General features: G+C 51.4%; 11 protein-coding genes and 1 pseudogene. All 12 read right to left on the bottom strand.

Going from position 1 to position 14,564, the window contains the following annotated elements:
- Positions 1 to 38: 38 nt before the first annotated feature.
- Positions 39 to 2,549: a stage II sporulation protein E gene (gene spoIIE / locus PVOR_RS02165; protein WP_006207436.1), complete on the bottom strand. Its 2,511-nt coding sequence runs from the start codon at positions 2,547 to 2,549 to the stop codon at positions 39 to 41.
- Between the two features lie 344 nt (positions 2,550 to 2,893).
- Positions 2,894 to 3,385 (bottom strand): S1 domain-containing RNA-binding protein, encoded by a 492-nt coding sequence (locus PVOR_RS02160; RefSeq protein WP_006207435.1) that lies wholly within the window; start codon positions 3,383 to 3,385, stop codon positions 2,894 to 2,896.
- A gap of 114 nt (positions 3,386 to 3,499) precedes the next feature.
- On the bottom strand, positions 3,500 to 3,850 hold the full coding sequence (locus PVOR_RS02155) for an FtsB family cell division protein (RefSeq protein ID WP_006207434.1): 351 nt from the start codon (positions 3,848 to 3,850) through the stop codon (positions 3,500 to 3,502).
- Between the two features lie 11 nt (positions 3,851 to 3,861).
- Positions 3,862 to 4,431, bottom strand: a complete 570-nt coding sequence (gene yabQ, locus PVOR_RS02150) for a spore cortex biosynthesis protein YabQ (protein WP_006207433.1) — start codon at positions 4,429 to 4,431, stop codon at positions 3,862 to 3,864.
- Positions 4,428 to 4,709, bottom strand: a complete 282-nt coding sequence (gene yabP / locus PVOR_RS02145) for a sporulation protein YabP (RefSeq protein ID WP_006207432.1) — start codon at positions 4,707 to 4,709, stop codon at positions 4,428 to 4,430. Before yabP ends, yabQ begins: the two co-directional genes overlap by 4 nt.
- Before the next feature lie 151 nt (positions 4,710 to 4,860).
- Positions 4,861 to 5,139 carry an RNA-binding S4 domain-containing protein gene (locus PVOR_RS02140; RefSeq protein WP_006207431.1) on the bottom strand — a complete coding sequence of 93 codons (279 nt, stop codon included), beginning with the start codon at positions 5,137 to 5,139 and terminating at the stop codon, positions 4,861 to 4,863.
- Positions 5,139 to 5,412 (bottom strand): annotated as a pseudogene (locus tag PVOR_RS02135) (HU family DNA-binding protein). Before PVOR_RS02135 ends, PVOR_RS02140 begins: the two are co-directional and overlap by 1 nt.
- A 165-nt stretch (positions 5,413 to 5,577) precedes the next feature.
- Positions 5,578 to 7,092, bottom strand: coding sequence for a nucleoside triphosphate pyrophosphohydrolase (mazG, locus tag PVOR_RS02130; protein WP_006207429.1), 1,515 nt, complete (start codon positions 7,090 to 7,092; stop codon positions 5,578 to 5,580).
- Positions 7,093 to 7,187: 95 nt separating this feature from the next.
- On the bottom strand, positions 7,188 to 8,870 hold the full coding sequence (locus PVOR_RS02125) for a putative polysaccharide biosynthesis protein (RefSeq protein ID WP_006207428.1): 1,683 nt from the start codon (positions 8,868 to 8,870) through the stop codon (positions 7,188 to 7,190).
- Between the two features lie 199 nt (positions 8,871 to 9,069).
- Positions 9,070 to 9,612 (bottom strand): stage V sporulation protein T, encoded by a 543-nt coding sequence (spoVT, locus tag PVOR_RS02120; RefSeq protein WP_006207427.1) that lies wholly within the window; start codon positions 9,610 to 9,612, stop codon positions 9,070 to 9,072.
- A gap of 315 nt (positions 9,613 to 9,927) precedes the next feature.
- Complete coding sequence (locus PVOR_RS02115) at positions 9,928 to 11,013, bottom strand: peptidylprolyl isomerase (RefSeq protein ID WP_006207426.1); 1,086 nt, start codon at positions 11,011 to 11,013, stop codon at positions 9,928 to 9,930.
- The gene (mfd, locus tag PVOR_RS02110) at positions 10,997 to 14,524 is read right to left on the bottom strand and encodes a transcription-repair coupling factor (RefSeq protein ID WP_006207425.1); all 3,528 of its coding nucleotides are present in this window, start codon (positions 14,522 to 14,524) and stop codon (positions 10,997 to 10,999) included. The genes PVOR_RS02115 and mfd overlap by 17 nt, the downstream gene beginning before the upstream one ends.
- Positions 14,525 to 14,564 lie beyond the last annotated feature (40 nt).

Below are 14,564 nucleotides of genomic sequence, written 5' to 3'. Positions count from 1 at the left end.
TCCATTTCCCGGGTAATCACATATTTTACCTGAATCCGTCAGCTAACCGTTCGGGGCCGTTCCATTCGAGCAAATCCCGGCACATGCACATTGGACCACTCGGGATGAAAATGATCGACGCGTCCGACCACCACCGTCATATCATCATGAATCTGGTTCTGTTGATAACGAATGACTTTCTCTAACAAACAATCGGCAATTTCCTGCGGGTCTTCGCTGCTCACTTCCTGAATCAAGCGCTTCATCCACAGCTCCTTGTTAACGGCGTAACCAGGAGCATCATAGATTCCATCCGTCATCATAATCAGAACATCGCCTGCCTGAAGCTGTAATGATACCAGATCCACCTCGATATCCTGAATGATGCCAATCGGAAGATTGCTGGCCGATACCGGTATGACATCGCTGCCCCGTTTAATAAAGCTTGGGGTTGAGCCGATCTTCATGAACGTGGTCTGAGCGGTATATTGATCGATTAGAGCCATATCAACCGTGGCATAAATTTCGTCCGGCGAGCGCAGCATCAGAATCGAGTTAACCGATTTAATCGCAAGTTTCTCATCCATCCCCGATTGAAGCAGCTGCTCCAATATATTGAGTGCCGAGCTGCTCTCGAGCCGCGCCCTTTCCCCGTTACCCATCCCATCGCTAAGCGCTACCGCAAACGTACCGTTGCCCAACTCGACCGTACTGAAGCTGTCACCCGATAAAATATCTCCTCCCTTGGCTGCCGCCGCTACCCCCGTCATAATTTCAAACGTCTTGGCTGAACCAAAACGCACAGTCGCCAAACCATCCCTCGGATGGGTCAAGGTCTCTTCCATCACAGCGATGTGCTCCCCGATAATGTCAGACAGCAGAGGTCCAATAATCTTCCTGCATTCGTCATACCCTCGGGTATATGCATGAATAATCTCAATCTCAACCTGGCCGGAATCCAAACTGATGATGTCGATGCCTTGAATCGATAACCCGAGCTGCTGCAACGCTTCTCTGATCTGCTCCTCCTGTATGTGCATCGTTTGGCTCTCCCGCTTGATCTCCCGGGCCAAGTCCTCCATCACCTGCGAAACCCCGGATAATTGTTCCGCTACCAGATGACGGCTATCGTATATTTGGCGTTTCCACTGCATATCATGTTGGTAGAGATGATACTGCTGCTTCAGTATGCCAAGCACTTCCTCCTTCTTGGCGCAGATCCGGCTCCATTCCGGCGGCAGATCCTTGGCTTCCAACTCCGGATTCTCCTCAATTGAGGTCATCATATCGGTCATATATTTATAAGTCTGGTAAAACTTCATATCCCAGCACTGATTCCGTTTATAGCATGTGGCACAGCTGCCTTCAGCCACGGCATTCATGAAATGGTTCATCTCCTCCGTTTGTCTGCCTGGAGGCTGCATGACCCCTGAGGTTTGTCCAAAACTTTGCGAGAGCTGGCGGAACACCTTGGAGAACTGCGTCACGCGATCCGCCGTAAGATCTCGAACCCGCTTCGCATATTCGTGCTGAGAACGAGTATGGTCCTGCGTACCCGGCACGTATTTGCCAATGGCCTGCATCACACTCTTCGGCGTGATCAGGAATAACACAATGGCAGCACAGGTTTCCCAAGTCGATATCATCACTTCACCAGGATTGCTGAAATAAATGGAGAGAATGGTAGCTCCCAGAAGCATTCCCAGCGAAACACCGCCTTTCTTTCCTTCCTTCAGCATCCCGGCGAGCATCCCGGAAAATGCGAGCAGGCTCATTTGGGAGAATGCCGATATATTGGCAAGACTGAGGATTAATCCCGTCACTACGCCCACGGAGGCACCCAGCGGAGCTCCCCCCACTAGAGCAAACAGCAAAATCAGATACCGGGATAATACATGCTCCACCGACAGGGATTGGACTGTCCAGCCGACGGCCCCTGTCATGACCGACGCCAGCAGAATGATAATACATAGAATTTCCTCGTTTCGGAGGACATACGATTTTTTACGAAGCGTCAGCACCGGGATGGCCTGGATAAATACCAGCGTCAGAACAAAACTGAGCACGGCGTTCAGGGTAAGCATCATCATGGAGTACCAGGTAATGCTCGGCCCGATGAGGACACTGAAAAGGTTCACAAAGAAAGTGGAGACAAACACCATCAGCGGTGCATAAGACAGTTCCGCCCGTTCATAGGTCTCCAATCCCCGCATCATAAAATAAAAGATCAAGATCTCTGCCGGCACCATCCAAGCCACCGGAAAGGACGCAAATAAACTTCCTGCCACGATAGCCACGCCTACCGGGAGAAGATAATCGCGGCGCATAAAGGCAATGACTGCAAAATAAGCAACTGCAAACGGAGACAGCTCTCCCAGAATCATCGCTCGTCCAAGCAGGAAACCCATGAAGGTTAGCAAGATCATCCACTTCTTTGCGGCCAGGAAGTGGATGGGACGCTGCAGGAAAGACAGCTGCCCTAAACGTTCTGTTACACGGGCACGAATAGAACCCGCTCCCCCTTTAACTGCCTCAGTACCCGGAAACATCACCAGATTTCTTTTGTCCATTACGCTGGCACCCCATTCTTCACGAATTTGTTGGTCCCATTATAAAACCCCCATTCAGGAAAGTTTGTCAGAACACCGGACAAGCCCCAAAGAAATTTCCGACAAAATCGCCGTGCCTTGCGAACGTTCGGGAAAAGAGCGTTCATCCTACGTGCCCAGCGGTGTTTCCACCGATCAAGCTTGAAACATCCAGGCAGATCATTTCCCGAATTGAGGCGGACATCCCGCGCGCATTTCCACGGGAGCGCCGTAAATTGCGTAGGAACCTGTCGTACCCTTGGATACAACGACAAAAAAACCGCAGAAGGCGATTTCCCTCTGCGGTCAGTTTATATTTTATCGAATTACATACGTTTGGCTCCGCGTCCGCCGCGTTTACCTTCCGTATTCTTCTTAAGCGAAGAGATTCGTTCTTCACTGTCTTTTAGGAAGCGTGACATTTTATCCTCGAATGAAGGCTTGTTGGCCGCAGGCTTAAACGGGCGTCCACCGCGTTCACGGTTGAATCCTCCACCACCGCCACCTCCGAATCGTTCTCCGCCGCCGCCTCCACTGCGTTCCGGTCTCGGTGCGCGGGGTGGACGACTTTCGGAAGCCGGCTTGTCGACGGCCTGCTTGATCGATAGACCGATCTTGCCGTCCTTGTCGACATTAATCACCTTCACGGTAACGACATCGTTGATCTTCAAATGATCGTTGACATCCTTAACGTAGTTGTCGGCGATTTCCGAGATGTGAACGAGACCCGTGACACCTCCTGACAGATCCACAAATGCTCCAAAATGCGTTATGCCTGTCACCTTGCCCTCTAACTTGGTGCCCACTTCAATTGCCATAGAATAAAATGATCCTCCCTTAAAAATATACAGTCGGATTTAAAAATCGCGCTGCGGTGATTTGATTATACGATAATGACCTAAACAAGGTCAACAGACGTCTGTCATGCCTAATTACGGCTTTTCGCCCGAATTTTGGGGCTGAATGATCGGTGTTTCATTTGGCAGATATAAACCAAATTTCTTACGGGCAATCTGCCCGATATATTCAGGGTCCTTCAATCGCTCCACTTCATGATGAATCTGGTTTAGCGATTGTTCAACGGACTTATAATCCCCTTGCTTCTGAGCTAGCGCTTCGTTCTGATTACGGATGCGGTCATTCTGGGACCAGAGCGTTGAACCTGCCCAGATCAAAAACAGCGCCATCATCGCCACAAACATTCTTTTACGCCGGCGGGCGCCTTTGTTCTTCGTCTTGGTTTGTTGGGGAGCCTGCTTCGACGGATCAGCAAATCTTCCCATGACCATACCTCCTAAAACCAGCGCTTCCACGCCTTAATAACCTTGTCCGCTAATTGCTTGCTCCATGCAGGTAACCTGACTCTGGATGTGATCGGTCTCAGCATCCATTTCAAGAGTCGCCAAAAAGGCATGAGGCATTTAAGTACCAAACGCAACAGCGACAGGAGAAACTTCCATAGAAACCTTAACAACCCTAAGCATAACATCAGGATTCCTTTAATCGGATTCCAAAGCAACATGCGGAACAACTTGTACAAAAAGGACAATATGCCTTTTGTCACTTGAATTAACATTACCACAAAACGCTGGGTTATGACACTCCATAATAAAAAATAGATCCAAACCCCTATAAATAGCCCTACAAACACGTAAAAACGCAGTTGGCCGTTATTGGTGAAGTACAACATGCGAAAAATGAAGAACGCTGCCGCAATCCAGTAAAGGAAGTCCAGGGTATGCTTGGACCATTTTGGGAAATGGAGCTGCCCGGCCAGCACCCGGTAGCTGTCGAAGGCGACTCCCATCGCTGCTCCGGAGAAGAGCATCCAGAGCAGCGTGATCCATTGTACGCTTGGGTTCATTTAAACAGCTTACCGAGCAGGCTCTTATTCTTGGCCTGAGAACCGGGATTCAGGTAAATAAGTGAATGCACCTGACCTTCAATAGACAAAAGCCCCTCTTCCAGGCTGAGATTTTTAATATGTAAATTTTGCCCCCGAATGGTGAGATGCCCCAGCTCGGTCTGAAGCAGAAATTCTTCACTGTCAAAACTCTCCACATTTTGGACACCCGTTATGTCCAGCAGCTTCCGGTTCTGCATCCTCAGGTCATGAAACTTGCCCTTCCCTTGGTCGATCATGGCATGTACCCCTCCTTTTAACAATAGCTTATGGAAAGGTGCCTGTCTTTAGAACCCGGAAGCGCACTTCAGTGAAGATCATGGCATAAAAAACAGAAGCGTCCCCCTCACCCCATGTGAGAAGGACGCTTCATGTAACGGTTTAGGCTGCTTACCAGTCCAGACCGTGATCTTTAACGATCGGTTCTTCCTTGACCAAGGTATAGAGGCTGGTTGCCTCATCTTTACGGGTTGTCTCGGTAAGACGCTCGACCCGGACGGTCACGAGCTTCTGGCCAAACTGGACGGTGATCTCATCGCCCAATTTAACCGTGCTGCTCGGCTTCGCTTCACGGCCGTTGATCAGCACCCGGCCTTGATCCGATACATCTTTCGCTACGGTACGCCGCTTAATTAACCTCGATACTTTCAGGAATTTATCGACTCGCATTATTTTACAGCTTCTTTAAGTTTGTTGCCTGCTTTGAATGCAGGAACGTTCGATTCTGGAATTTCGATGGTGTTGCCTGTTTGCGGGTTACGGCCTGTGCGTCCAGCGCGTTTGCGAGTTTACGAAAGTACCGAAGCCGATCAATTGAACTTTATCACCATTAGCCAAAGCATCCGTGATTTCGCCAAGGAAGCCATTCAAGACGTTCTCAACGTCTTTTTTTGTCAATCCACTTTTACCGGAAATGTTGTTGATCAGATCTGTTTTGTTCATGAGTTAAATCCTCCCAATTATCAGAAAAATATAAGATTTACGGTTATTCGGTTAAACCGCCTTGCACTCTGCAAGATTTCACCATAAATGATTATTCTGGATGCCTTGCGGAATTCCTGCCGCAAATCCCTATTTTTTTATTTTTTCGTGAAAAGTTGCCTTTTTTCACCCGTGGATCCCGCCGTTGTGTGACGATCCCGATTTGGCAGCCTGCCATAGGGCTTCCATCTCGTCCAAAGTACTTCCCTCAACGGATTTTCCCTGCAAAGCAAGTTGCTCCTCTATGTAGCTGAAGCGACTGACAAATTTCCGGTTCGTTCTCGAAAGTGACTCTTCCGGGTCTGCTCCGATGAATCTTGCTGCATTGGAGACCGCGAACAGCAGATCGCCCAGCTCAAGTGCCGTATCCTCGGCTGACTGACCTTCGGCCACGGCCTGCCGCAGTTCACCAAGCTCCTCCTCAATCTTCTGGAACACACCTTCGATGTTATCCCAATCAAAGCCGACCTTGGATGCCTTCTTCTGAAGCTTGTACGCTTTCATCAATGCGGGAAGATCCCGCGGTATGCCGTCCAGTACAGAGGCTTTCTCCGGGGAGAGGCCTTTAAGGCGCTTCTCCTCGGCTTTCATCTGCTCCCAGTTCTGCAAGGCCGATTCCGCGTCTTTGGCGCTGCTCTCGCCAAAGACATGCGGATGACGGAAGATCAGCTTGTCATTCAGGGCTTGAATGACATCGTACACTGTAAAGGTACCGAGCTCCTCCTCCATCTGTGAATGCAGCATAATCTGCAGCAAGAGATCACCAAGCTCCTCCTGCATATGCTCAGGGTCATCCTCATCAATCGTCTCAAGCACCTCGTAGGTTTCCTCGATCAGATTTTTGCGGATGGACTCATGGGTCTGCTCACGGTCCCATGGGCAGCCTTCAGGACTGCGCAGAATGCCGACAATTTCATGAAGTCTGGCAAACGTCCTCTGCCGGAGCTGGCTGTCATCACTTCGAGGCACATAGACCAGCGACAGGTTCCCGTAACCTTCGATACGATCCAGTTCGTAGAGCGGCACACGCTGAATCGCTTCCTCGCCTTCAACGCCCAGCGCATGGCCCACGATAACCGGGTAATCGTCCGGATACAGTTCCATCAGCGCCAGCTTGACTTCCGAAGCGGTAAACATGTCATACACCTGGCCGATCAGGGTATGCAGCTGCGGCTGAAGGACGCTTGCTTGAAGCTCAGCTGCATCGAGAAGCTGGAAGCCCTCAATGGGATCGAAACCAAGGCGAACGAAGGCCTCGTCCAGAAAGCTCTCACCGCCGAGCACCGTCAGGGTCACATTCTCTCCCGGGCAGCGCTCCCGCAACAACCGAACCGTGGCTTCCGCTACCATGGGATGTCCCGGCACCGCGTAGACAATCTCACGATTATCCTCAGCAGCTCTGGCCAGGTTGATCAGAGCGGATGCAATGGATTCGTACACCTCAGGAAAGGTGTCATGTGCTTCATACACATGGTCAAACGATTCCGGATTGACCTGGAATTCATTCAACGCAGCGATTACGGGATGAGATAATGTGCGCACATACACCTTCGATGCCCGCTGCATGGTTTTTATGATGCCTATAGTCAATCGATCAGGATTGCCAGAACCCAGGCCGACCACCGTAATGGATGCACTCATACGATACTTCCTTTCGCTCTTCGTCCGCCTTGTAGACGTCGTTATCGTACACTACTATATCACAGAAGATCAAACATCTCACGTTTGCCGTGCTTTTAGCGCAGCACACGCAAGGCCCGCAAGAAGGCTGCCAGCGGTCTTCCGACCTTCGGCAGCATCCGAAGCTCCTCCTCCGTGAGGAGCTTCGTGAGCGCGGCGCCGATGAGGAAGGCGCCGCCACCGGCCGCGACGCCGCTCAGGCTCCGGGCCGCGGAGGTAAGGCGGCCTGGGGCGAAGCCGGCCGCCGCCAAGATGCCGCTGGCCGCTTCGCCTGCGCCCCAGGCGGCCAGCGCCACCGCTGCGAGGACGGGCAGCGTCCTCGCGAGCAGCCCGCCGGCGTCAAGCCGTGCGCCGGCACTGCGTGAGAGCAGCGCGAGATTGAGCGCTGCGGCGGTCAGGTGCGCAGCCACGCCAGCGATGGCTGCGCCGGTAATGCCCAGCTGCGGCACCAGCAGCAGGTTGAGCAGCAGCTTCAGTCCAGCCGCCGCCAGCAGATGGAGCGCTGGCGCCTTCACGACGCCGATGCCCTGAAGCAGCGCGGCTGTAATCGTGCTCAGCGTCCCTCCGGCCGCCGTGAAGGCAATCACCTGCATCGTCCCTGTACCGGCTGCATCTTCGTACAGCATGATGTTAATCGGCTCGGCAAGCACGGCCAGTCCTACGGAGGCCGTCATCCCGATCAGCCAGAACCAGCGAAGGGCCATACGGGTTTGCCCTGCAACACGGTCTGACTCTCCTCTGAACTTGGCTTCCGCCAGTGCAGGAATAAACAGAACCGACAAGGAGGCAGCCAGCATCGTAACCAGTTGGACCAGTGGCAGACCCCGGTTATAGATCCCAAACTCCGCCATCGTCAGCGCTTCGCCAAGCCCGCTGGATTTCAACAGCCGCGGCACTGTGAAAGTGTCCACCAGTCCAATCAAAGGAACCGCAAGCAGACTGAGGCAAACCGGGATGCCGTAGGCAAGCAGGCGGCGAATTAGAACACCTGCTCCCTCTTTAGTTACATCGGCATGCTGCCCCGAATCGTTCATATCCGGTATGCCGAATGTTGAACTTCCTTCTCCTCCATGTACCTTGCCTCGATACCCCTTGATGTGCTTCCGCCAGTACAGCCCCATCACCAAGAGCCCGGCTGCACCGCCGGCGGCAGACCCCAGGAGCGCCCCGGCCGCAATCATATCTGCACGGGCTCCGGCACGAATCATGTAGAGCAGCAGCGCAATCATAACCCCTACACGGACAATCTGCTCCGTAATCTGGGAAATCGCCGTTGGCACCATATTGTGCAGACCCTGAAAATAACCGCGCAGTACCGCCATCCAAGGAACGAACGCCAAAGCCAATGCACCTGCGCGAAGCGCAGGAACCACTTGGCTGCTTCCGATCCATAGGCCAATCCATGGAGCGCAAACATACATCAGGAAACCCAGGATTAGACCAAACAGCACCAAGGTGATGGAAGACAGCTTCAGCAGCCGGTGGCTGTCCTCGGTTCGTCCCACCGCCTCATACTCCGCCACATATTTGGAGACGGCAGCCGGGAAACCGACAGCCGCAAGGGTAATCATCATCATATAAAACGGATAAACCGTGTTGTAGATGCCGAATACGGCATCTCCGCCCATATTTTGTAGCGGTATTTTTTGCAATGTTCCAATCAGCTTGGACAGAATCGCGGCCGCACTGAGAATAAACGCTCCCCGCAGGAGCCTTACGCCTGTTTGATCTGGTTTCATAGCCTTCTTCCAATCCCCTACATGATCTTTACGGATCACCAATCAACCATAATACGGATGCCGTCATGTGTATCTCCATTATAACCAAGGGTAGGGGAGCGGTACAAAACTATATCAGACAACAAAAACTCCCAACTGTCGATTGATCCTAAGATCAACATTCAGCGGGAGTCTCCATCCAAGGCGTCATATCCTCGTCTTACTGTTCCATTTGCTTGCCGAGGAAGCCTGCGGCCGTTTCAGACATCTTCACTTCCATTTCACCCATGTTCACGGATTCATCCTTGTTCATCAGCACAACGCTGCCAATCGGATCTCCTCCAGCTATGATAGGCGCAACCACAAAAGCGGACAAGGCTTCCGGGTTGTCTTTGCTGATCTCATAAGTACCGCTGTTGCTTTCCAGAACCGTCTTCCGATTCTCCATGCAGTTCTCCAGAAGGTTGCCAATCGGCTTGTCCAAATACTCCTTCTTGGAGCCGCCTGCTACAGCGATGAAGGTATCACGGTCAGAGATGATCGTGATGTGACCTGTGCTCTCATAAAGGGATTCCGCATATTCCTTCGCAAAATCGCCCAATTCACCGATAGGTGAATATTTCTTCAGAATGACTTCTCCATCCCGGTCAACGAAAATTTCGAGCGGGTCGCCTTCGCGAATCCGCAGTGTGCGTCTAATTTCTTTCGGAATGACCACGCGCCCGAGGTCATCAATACGGCGGACGATACCAGTAGCTTTCATGTCACTTGTTGCCCCACTTTCATTAAGAAGATTTTTCAACTACTGTTCCATTCGGGAAGAGGATGTCCCCAGGTATATAAGAGTTAATGTCTGACCATAGTATTCATCCATTCCCAATTCCTTATACATCATCTACCCTCTGTTGGTTGCGAAATCCAAAAATAAATTCATCAGGTCTTGGGGAAAAAAATCCATAACGCGCGATTTCGCACGTTATGGATTACAAATCCCGCCATTTGAGCCATTCGCTGTCTTACAATACTTGAATATTGGCAGCGCAGCACAAGATAATTAACGGGACGCTTGTCCGTCAAATTATTTGCCCGTGTCTTCCTTGCCAGCATCCGGTGTCTGGTCGCCCTCAGCCGGTTTATCGGTTGTGCCGTCCTTCTGCTCGTCACCTGTGCCTTCAGCAGGCTTGTCCGTATTCTCGCTCTTCGGAAGATCCATGCTCTCAATCAGATCGTTAAGCTCATTCTGCATGAAGTTATCGATCTTCGCGGAAGCAAGCTCATTCAGAATGCCTTCCTTCTGATCGGCAGGAAGCTTGTCATATGCAACTTCCTCGCGCTTCTCCACCTTCATGACATGGTAGCCGTAATCCGTCTCAACAGGAGCGCTGATTTTGTTCAGCTCAAGCGTCAGAGCTTTTTCCTTGAATTGCGGTACCCAAGAACCCGCAGGTTTGTTCTCAATCAGCCCCCCCTTGTCCTTGGAGGCCGGATCCTGGGAATATTCCTTCGCTACTGCGGCAAAATCCTCGCCTTTGTTCAGCTTGTTTTCCACTTCCTTGGCGATTTTAAGGGCTTCTCCCTCTGGTCGGTCCTTGCCTTCCGCATCTTTAAAGCTCACCAGGACATGGCGAACGCTGATGTTGGTATAATCCTTCTTGTTTGCATCGAAATCCTTCTTGATATCCTCTTCGGAGACCTGATTCTTCTCGTGCTCCATTACAGTCAGAACACGAAGCATGTAGTTCTTCAGGTCCTGCTCTGTCAATTTCTGCGTTTCCAAAGCTGCTTTGAACTGATCTTCGCCCATACCGTTCTTCTGCTGCTTGAGCAGATCATCGGCTTGCTTCTCGGCAGCTTCTTTTGCTTTATCGTCAGCTTTGGCATACAGGTATTCATACGCTACGCCCTGCTTGGCCAAATACTCTTTAAATTCATCCATCTGCAGAAATTGGGCGTATTCCGGAGACATGAACTGGATCATGCGCTGCTCCAGATCGAATTCCTTCTCGGTAATTTCTCCGCCTTTATATTTCACAATGACTTTACTGTTATCTTCTTTGGCACCCTCGGTTTTGTCGTTTCCGCATGCAGCGATCATCGACATGGATAGTACGGCTGTGATGGATACAATGAATGTCTTCCATGCCTTTTTATTTCTTAACGGCATTTTGTAGTTCTCCCTTCAGGTTGAATGGCCCTTGTGCAGCCTCCAGGAATTGCTCCAGCAATTCTAACAATTGTTGATCGGAAAGTCCCTTGCCTTTAATGCGAATAGCCATCGCAGGTCCTTGTTCAAATTGTACACGTCTTTCAAACATATTTCCAATCTGCGCAAGACCTGCTGTATTAACCGCCTTGTCCTGTCCTTCATAGAACTGCAGCAGCACATCGTCCCCGCGCTGAATAATCGAGTCGATCCCGTACGTATGACCATATACCTTCAAGCGGGAAACAGCAAGCAGGTTACTTACCGCCAGCGGCAGCTCGCCAAAGCGGTCAAGCAGCTCATCTTCAAGCTCAGCCGATTCGTCAATGGACGAGACGACCGCCACTTTTTTATAAATTTCGATTTTCTGAATGCTGTCATAAATGTAATCCGATGGCAGGTATGCGTCAATGCCCAGATCGATGGATGTATTCCAATCTTTTGTCGGCAGCGCAGGCTCGCCCAGCATGCTGACTTTGCGCTTCTGAATTTCCTCAGCCAGCATCTGCGAGTAGAGATCGAACCCGACAGAAGCAATGAATCCATGCTGCTCCGCTCCAAGCAGATTGCCGGCACCGCGAATCGACAAGTCCCGCATCGCGATCTTGAATCCGGAGCCAAGCTCCGTGAACTCTTTGATCGATTGCAGCCGCTTCTCCGCCACTTCGGTCAATACTTTATCGCGCTGGTACGTGAAGTAAGCGTAAGCGATGCGATTGGAACGCCCTACACGTCCGCGCAGCTGGTACAGCTGGGAGAGACCCATTTTGTCCGCATCGTGCACGATCAATGTGTTTACATTCGGAATGTCGACACCCGTCTCGATAATGCTCGTACTGACCAATACGTCGTATTCGCCATCCAGGAAGTCGAGAATTGTCTTCTCCAGCTCTGTCTCCGACATTTGACCGTGGCCGACACCCACTCTGGCCTCCGGCACAAGCATGGATATCTGAGCGGCCATCTCCTGAATGCCTTGAACCCGATTGTAGAGGTAGTAGACCTGACCGCCGCGGGCCAGCTCACGCTCGATAGCTTCCCGAACCAGGGTCTGGCTGTGCTCCACGACATAAGTCTGCACCGGAAAACGATTCTCCGGCGGTGTCTCAATAACCGACAAATCCCGAACGCCGAGCATCGACATATGCAATGTGCGGGGAATCGGCGTTGCCGTCAGCGTCAACACGTCGACATTGGTCTTCAGCTTCTTTAATTTCTCCTTATGCGTAACGCCAAACCGCTGTTCTTCATCCACGATAAGCAGTCCCAGATCTTTAAACACAATATCCTGAGACAGCAAGCGGTGTGTACCGATCAGAATATCGACGGAACCCTGCTTCACCTTTTTGATCGTCTCATTCTGTTCCTTACGGCTGCGGAAACGGCTCAGCACCTGAATGTTGATCGGATAATTGGCAAAACGCTCCCGGAACGTCTCGTAATGCTGCTGCGCCAAAATCGTTGTCGGTACAAGTACCGCAACCTGCTTGCCTTCGATGGCCGACTTAAATGCAGCACGAACCGCCACTTCGGTTTTCCCGTAACCAACATCGCCGCACAGCAGCCGATCCATCGGTCGATTTTGCTCCATGTCTTTTTTGATCTCGGTAATGGCACGGAGTTGATCGGGTGTCTCGTCATAAGGGAACATGTCCTCGAATTCCTGCTGCTCTGACGTATCTTTCTCAAATCCGTATCCGGGAGCGGACTGACGCTCGGCGTACAGCTTAATCAGATCATCGGCAATATCCTGAACGGAGGAACGGACCTTGTTCTTGACCCGGGTCCATTCATTTCCGCCCAGCTTGTAAACCTTCGGCTCTTTATCTTCAGAACCGACATATTTCTGGATAAGATCGATCTGTTCAATCGGAACGGACAGCTTATCGCCACCAGCATACAAAATATGCATGTAATCCTTATGGATCCCGTTGATCTCCAGCGTCCCGATCCCCATATATTTCCCGATACCGTGGTTTTGATGCACCACATAATCGCCGACTTTGAGCTCTGTGTAACTCTTGATACGCTCGGCGTTGTCCATATTCTTCGTGCTTTTGCGAGTTTTGCGCTGCTTCGAGGAGAACATTTCGCTCTCTGTAATGATGGCGGCATGGACAGAAGGCATCTCGAAGCCATTCTGCAGATGCCCTTCAAGCATCACCGGCTCGTCAATGCCATAGTCCTGCAGCACTCGCCGCATGCGGTCCATCCGCTCCGCATCGCCCGCCAGCATCATGACCTGAACGCCAGATTTCTTCCAGCGCTCCATCTCCGCCTTAAGCACGTTCATCTGACCATGGAAATCCTGCATGCCGCGCGTGATGACATTAATGATATTCTGCGGCTGCATTCTTGGCACCTGACGCAGGAAGATCGAGATCAGCAGGCTTTGATATGGATGCTGATAGATCAGTTCCTCCGTATCCAGCGACAACGGCAGCTCCGGAAGGGATTTGCCATTCTGCATCAGATGCAAATTCCATTCGGCCTCATCCCGTTCCAGCTGCTTCGCTGTTTCGAGCAGACGTGCCGGTTCATCCATAATCAGAATGGTATCCTTCGGCATGTAATCATACAGATTGGTCTTCTCCGGATATAACAAAGAAATATATTTATAGAGCTCAGGGAAATAAATCCGCTCGCGCAGCATTTCAACTTCGCGGTGTATTTCATCCCGCAAACGGAGCTTGGCTTGGCGGTCACTCATACGTTCGAGCTGCGCCTCCAGCAGACGAACCACCGTATCAGCCGTACGGCTGAGCCGCTCCGAATCCGCAATAATCTCCTTGCACGGCGTGATGACTACTTCCCGAACCTTATCAATCGAGCGCTGATCGATGGGGTCGAATGTTCGAATCGAGTCGATATCCTCATCAAACAGCTCAATACGGTAGGCCATCGTCGTTGTCATCGGATAGAAATCGATGATGCCGCCGCGGACACTCATCTCACCGCGGCTCTCAACCCGTTCCACCCGCTCATATCCCATCTCAACCATCCGATTCAAGAAGGAATCCAGCACAAGCGTCCCGCCATCATGAAGCACGATCCGGGCATCCGACATCACTTCCGGTGCTGGAAGAAGCCGGCGCACGCCGGAAAATGGCGCAACGACAATACCCCGGAAGCCCCTGGCACAGCGGACGAGTACATCAATCCGTTGTGCCAGAGTCTCGGGGCTTGATACCGCCGACTCAGCCGCTACCAGTTCATTCGCTGGGTATAACAGCACTTGATCAGATGATAGCGCTTCCTGCAGATCATCCGCGATTTTCTGGGCTGAAAACATATTATGAGTCACAACGAGCAGCGGGCGCTGCTGGTCTTGATGCAGTGCAGCCATTAAGATTTGCCTGGACGACCCGGAAAGACCGGAGATCAATTGCTCCCTCATACCGGCATTAACCCCGGCCGTAATGGATTTGAAATCCGAATCCTTCGAAAATACATCAATAAGTGCTTGTAACAAAAGGGGGCACCTCTCTTATGCAAAAGAAATGAATTTCCTA

The sequence above is a fragment of the Paenibacillus vortex V453 genome (assembly GCF_000193415.1).
Taxonomy (GTDB): Bacteria; Bacillota; Bacilli; order Paenibacillales; family Paenibacillaceae; genus Paenibacillus_AQ; species Paenibacillus_AQ glucanolyticus.
The sequence above is the reverse complement of the archived record's forward strand: the minus strand, read 5'-3'. Positions and strand labels throughout refer to the sequence as shown.

Bases quoted from the DNA above. Each gene is read 5' to 3' on its own strand.
- spoIIE (WP_006207436.1), bottom strand. From the start codon at position 2,549: ATGGACAAAAGAAATCTGGTGATGTTTCCGGGTACTGAGGCAGTTAAA.
- PVOR_RS02160 (WP_006207435.1), bottom strand. From the start codon at position 3,385: ATGGCAATTGAAGTGGGCACCAAGTTAGAGGGCAAGGTGACAGGCATA.
- PVOR_RS02155 (WP_006207434.1), bottom strand. From the start codon at position 3,850: ATGGGAAGATTTGCTGATCCGTCGAAGCAGGCTCCCCAACAAACCAAG.
- yabQ (WP_006207433.1), bottom strand. From the start codon at position 4,431: ATGAACCCAAGCGTACAATGGATCACGCTGCTCTGGATGCTCTTCTCC.
- yabP (WP_006207432.1), bottom strand. From the start codon at position 4,709: ATGATCGACCAAGGGAAGGGCAAGTTTCATGACCTGAGGATGCAGAAC.
- PVOR_RS02140 (WP_006207431.1), bottom strand. From the start codon at position 5,139: ATGCGAGTCGATAAATTCCTGAAAGTATCGAGGTTAATTAAGCGGCGT.
- mazG (WP_006207429.1), bottom strand. From the start codon at position 7,092: ATGAGTGCATCCATTACGGTGGTCGGCCTGGGTTCTGGCAATCCTGAT.
- PVOR_RS02125 (WP_006207428.1), bottom strand. From the start codon at position 8,870: ATGAAACCAGATCAAACAGGCGTAAGGCTCCTGCGGGGAGCGTTTATT.
- spoVT (WP_006207427.1), bottom strand. From the start codon at position 9,612: ATGAAAGCTACTGGTATCGTCCGCCGTATTGATGACCTCGGGCGCGTG.
- PVOR_RS02115 (WP_006207426.1), bottom strand. From the start codon at position 11,013: ATGCCGTTAAGAAATAAAAAGGCATGGAAGACATTCATTGTATCCATC.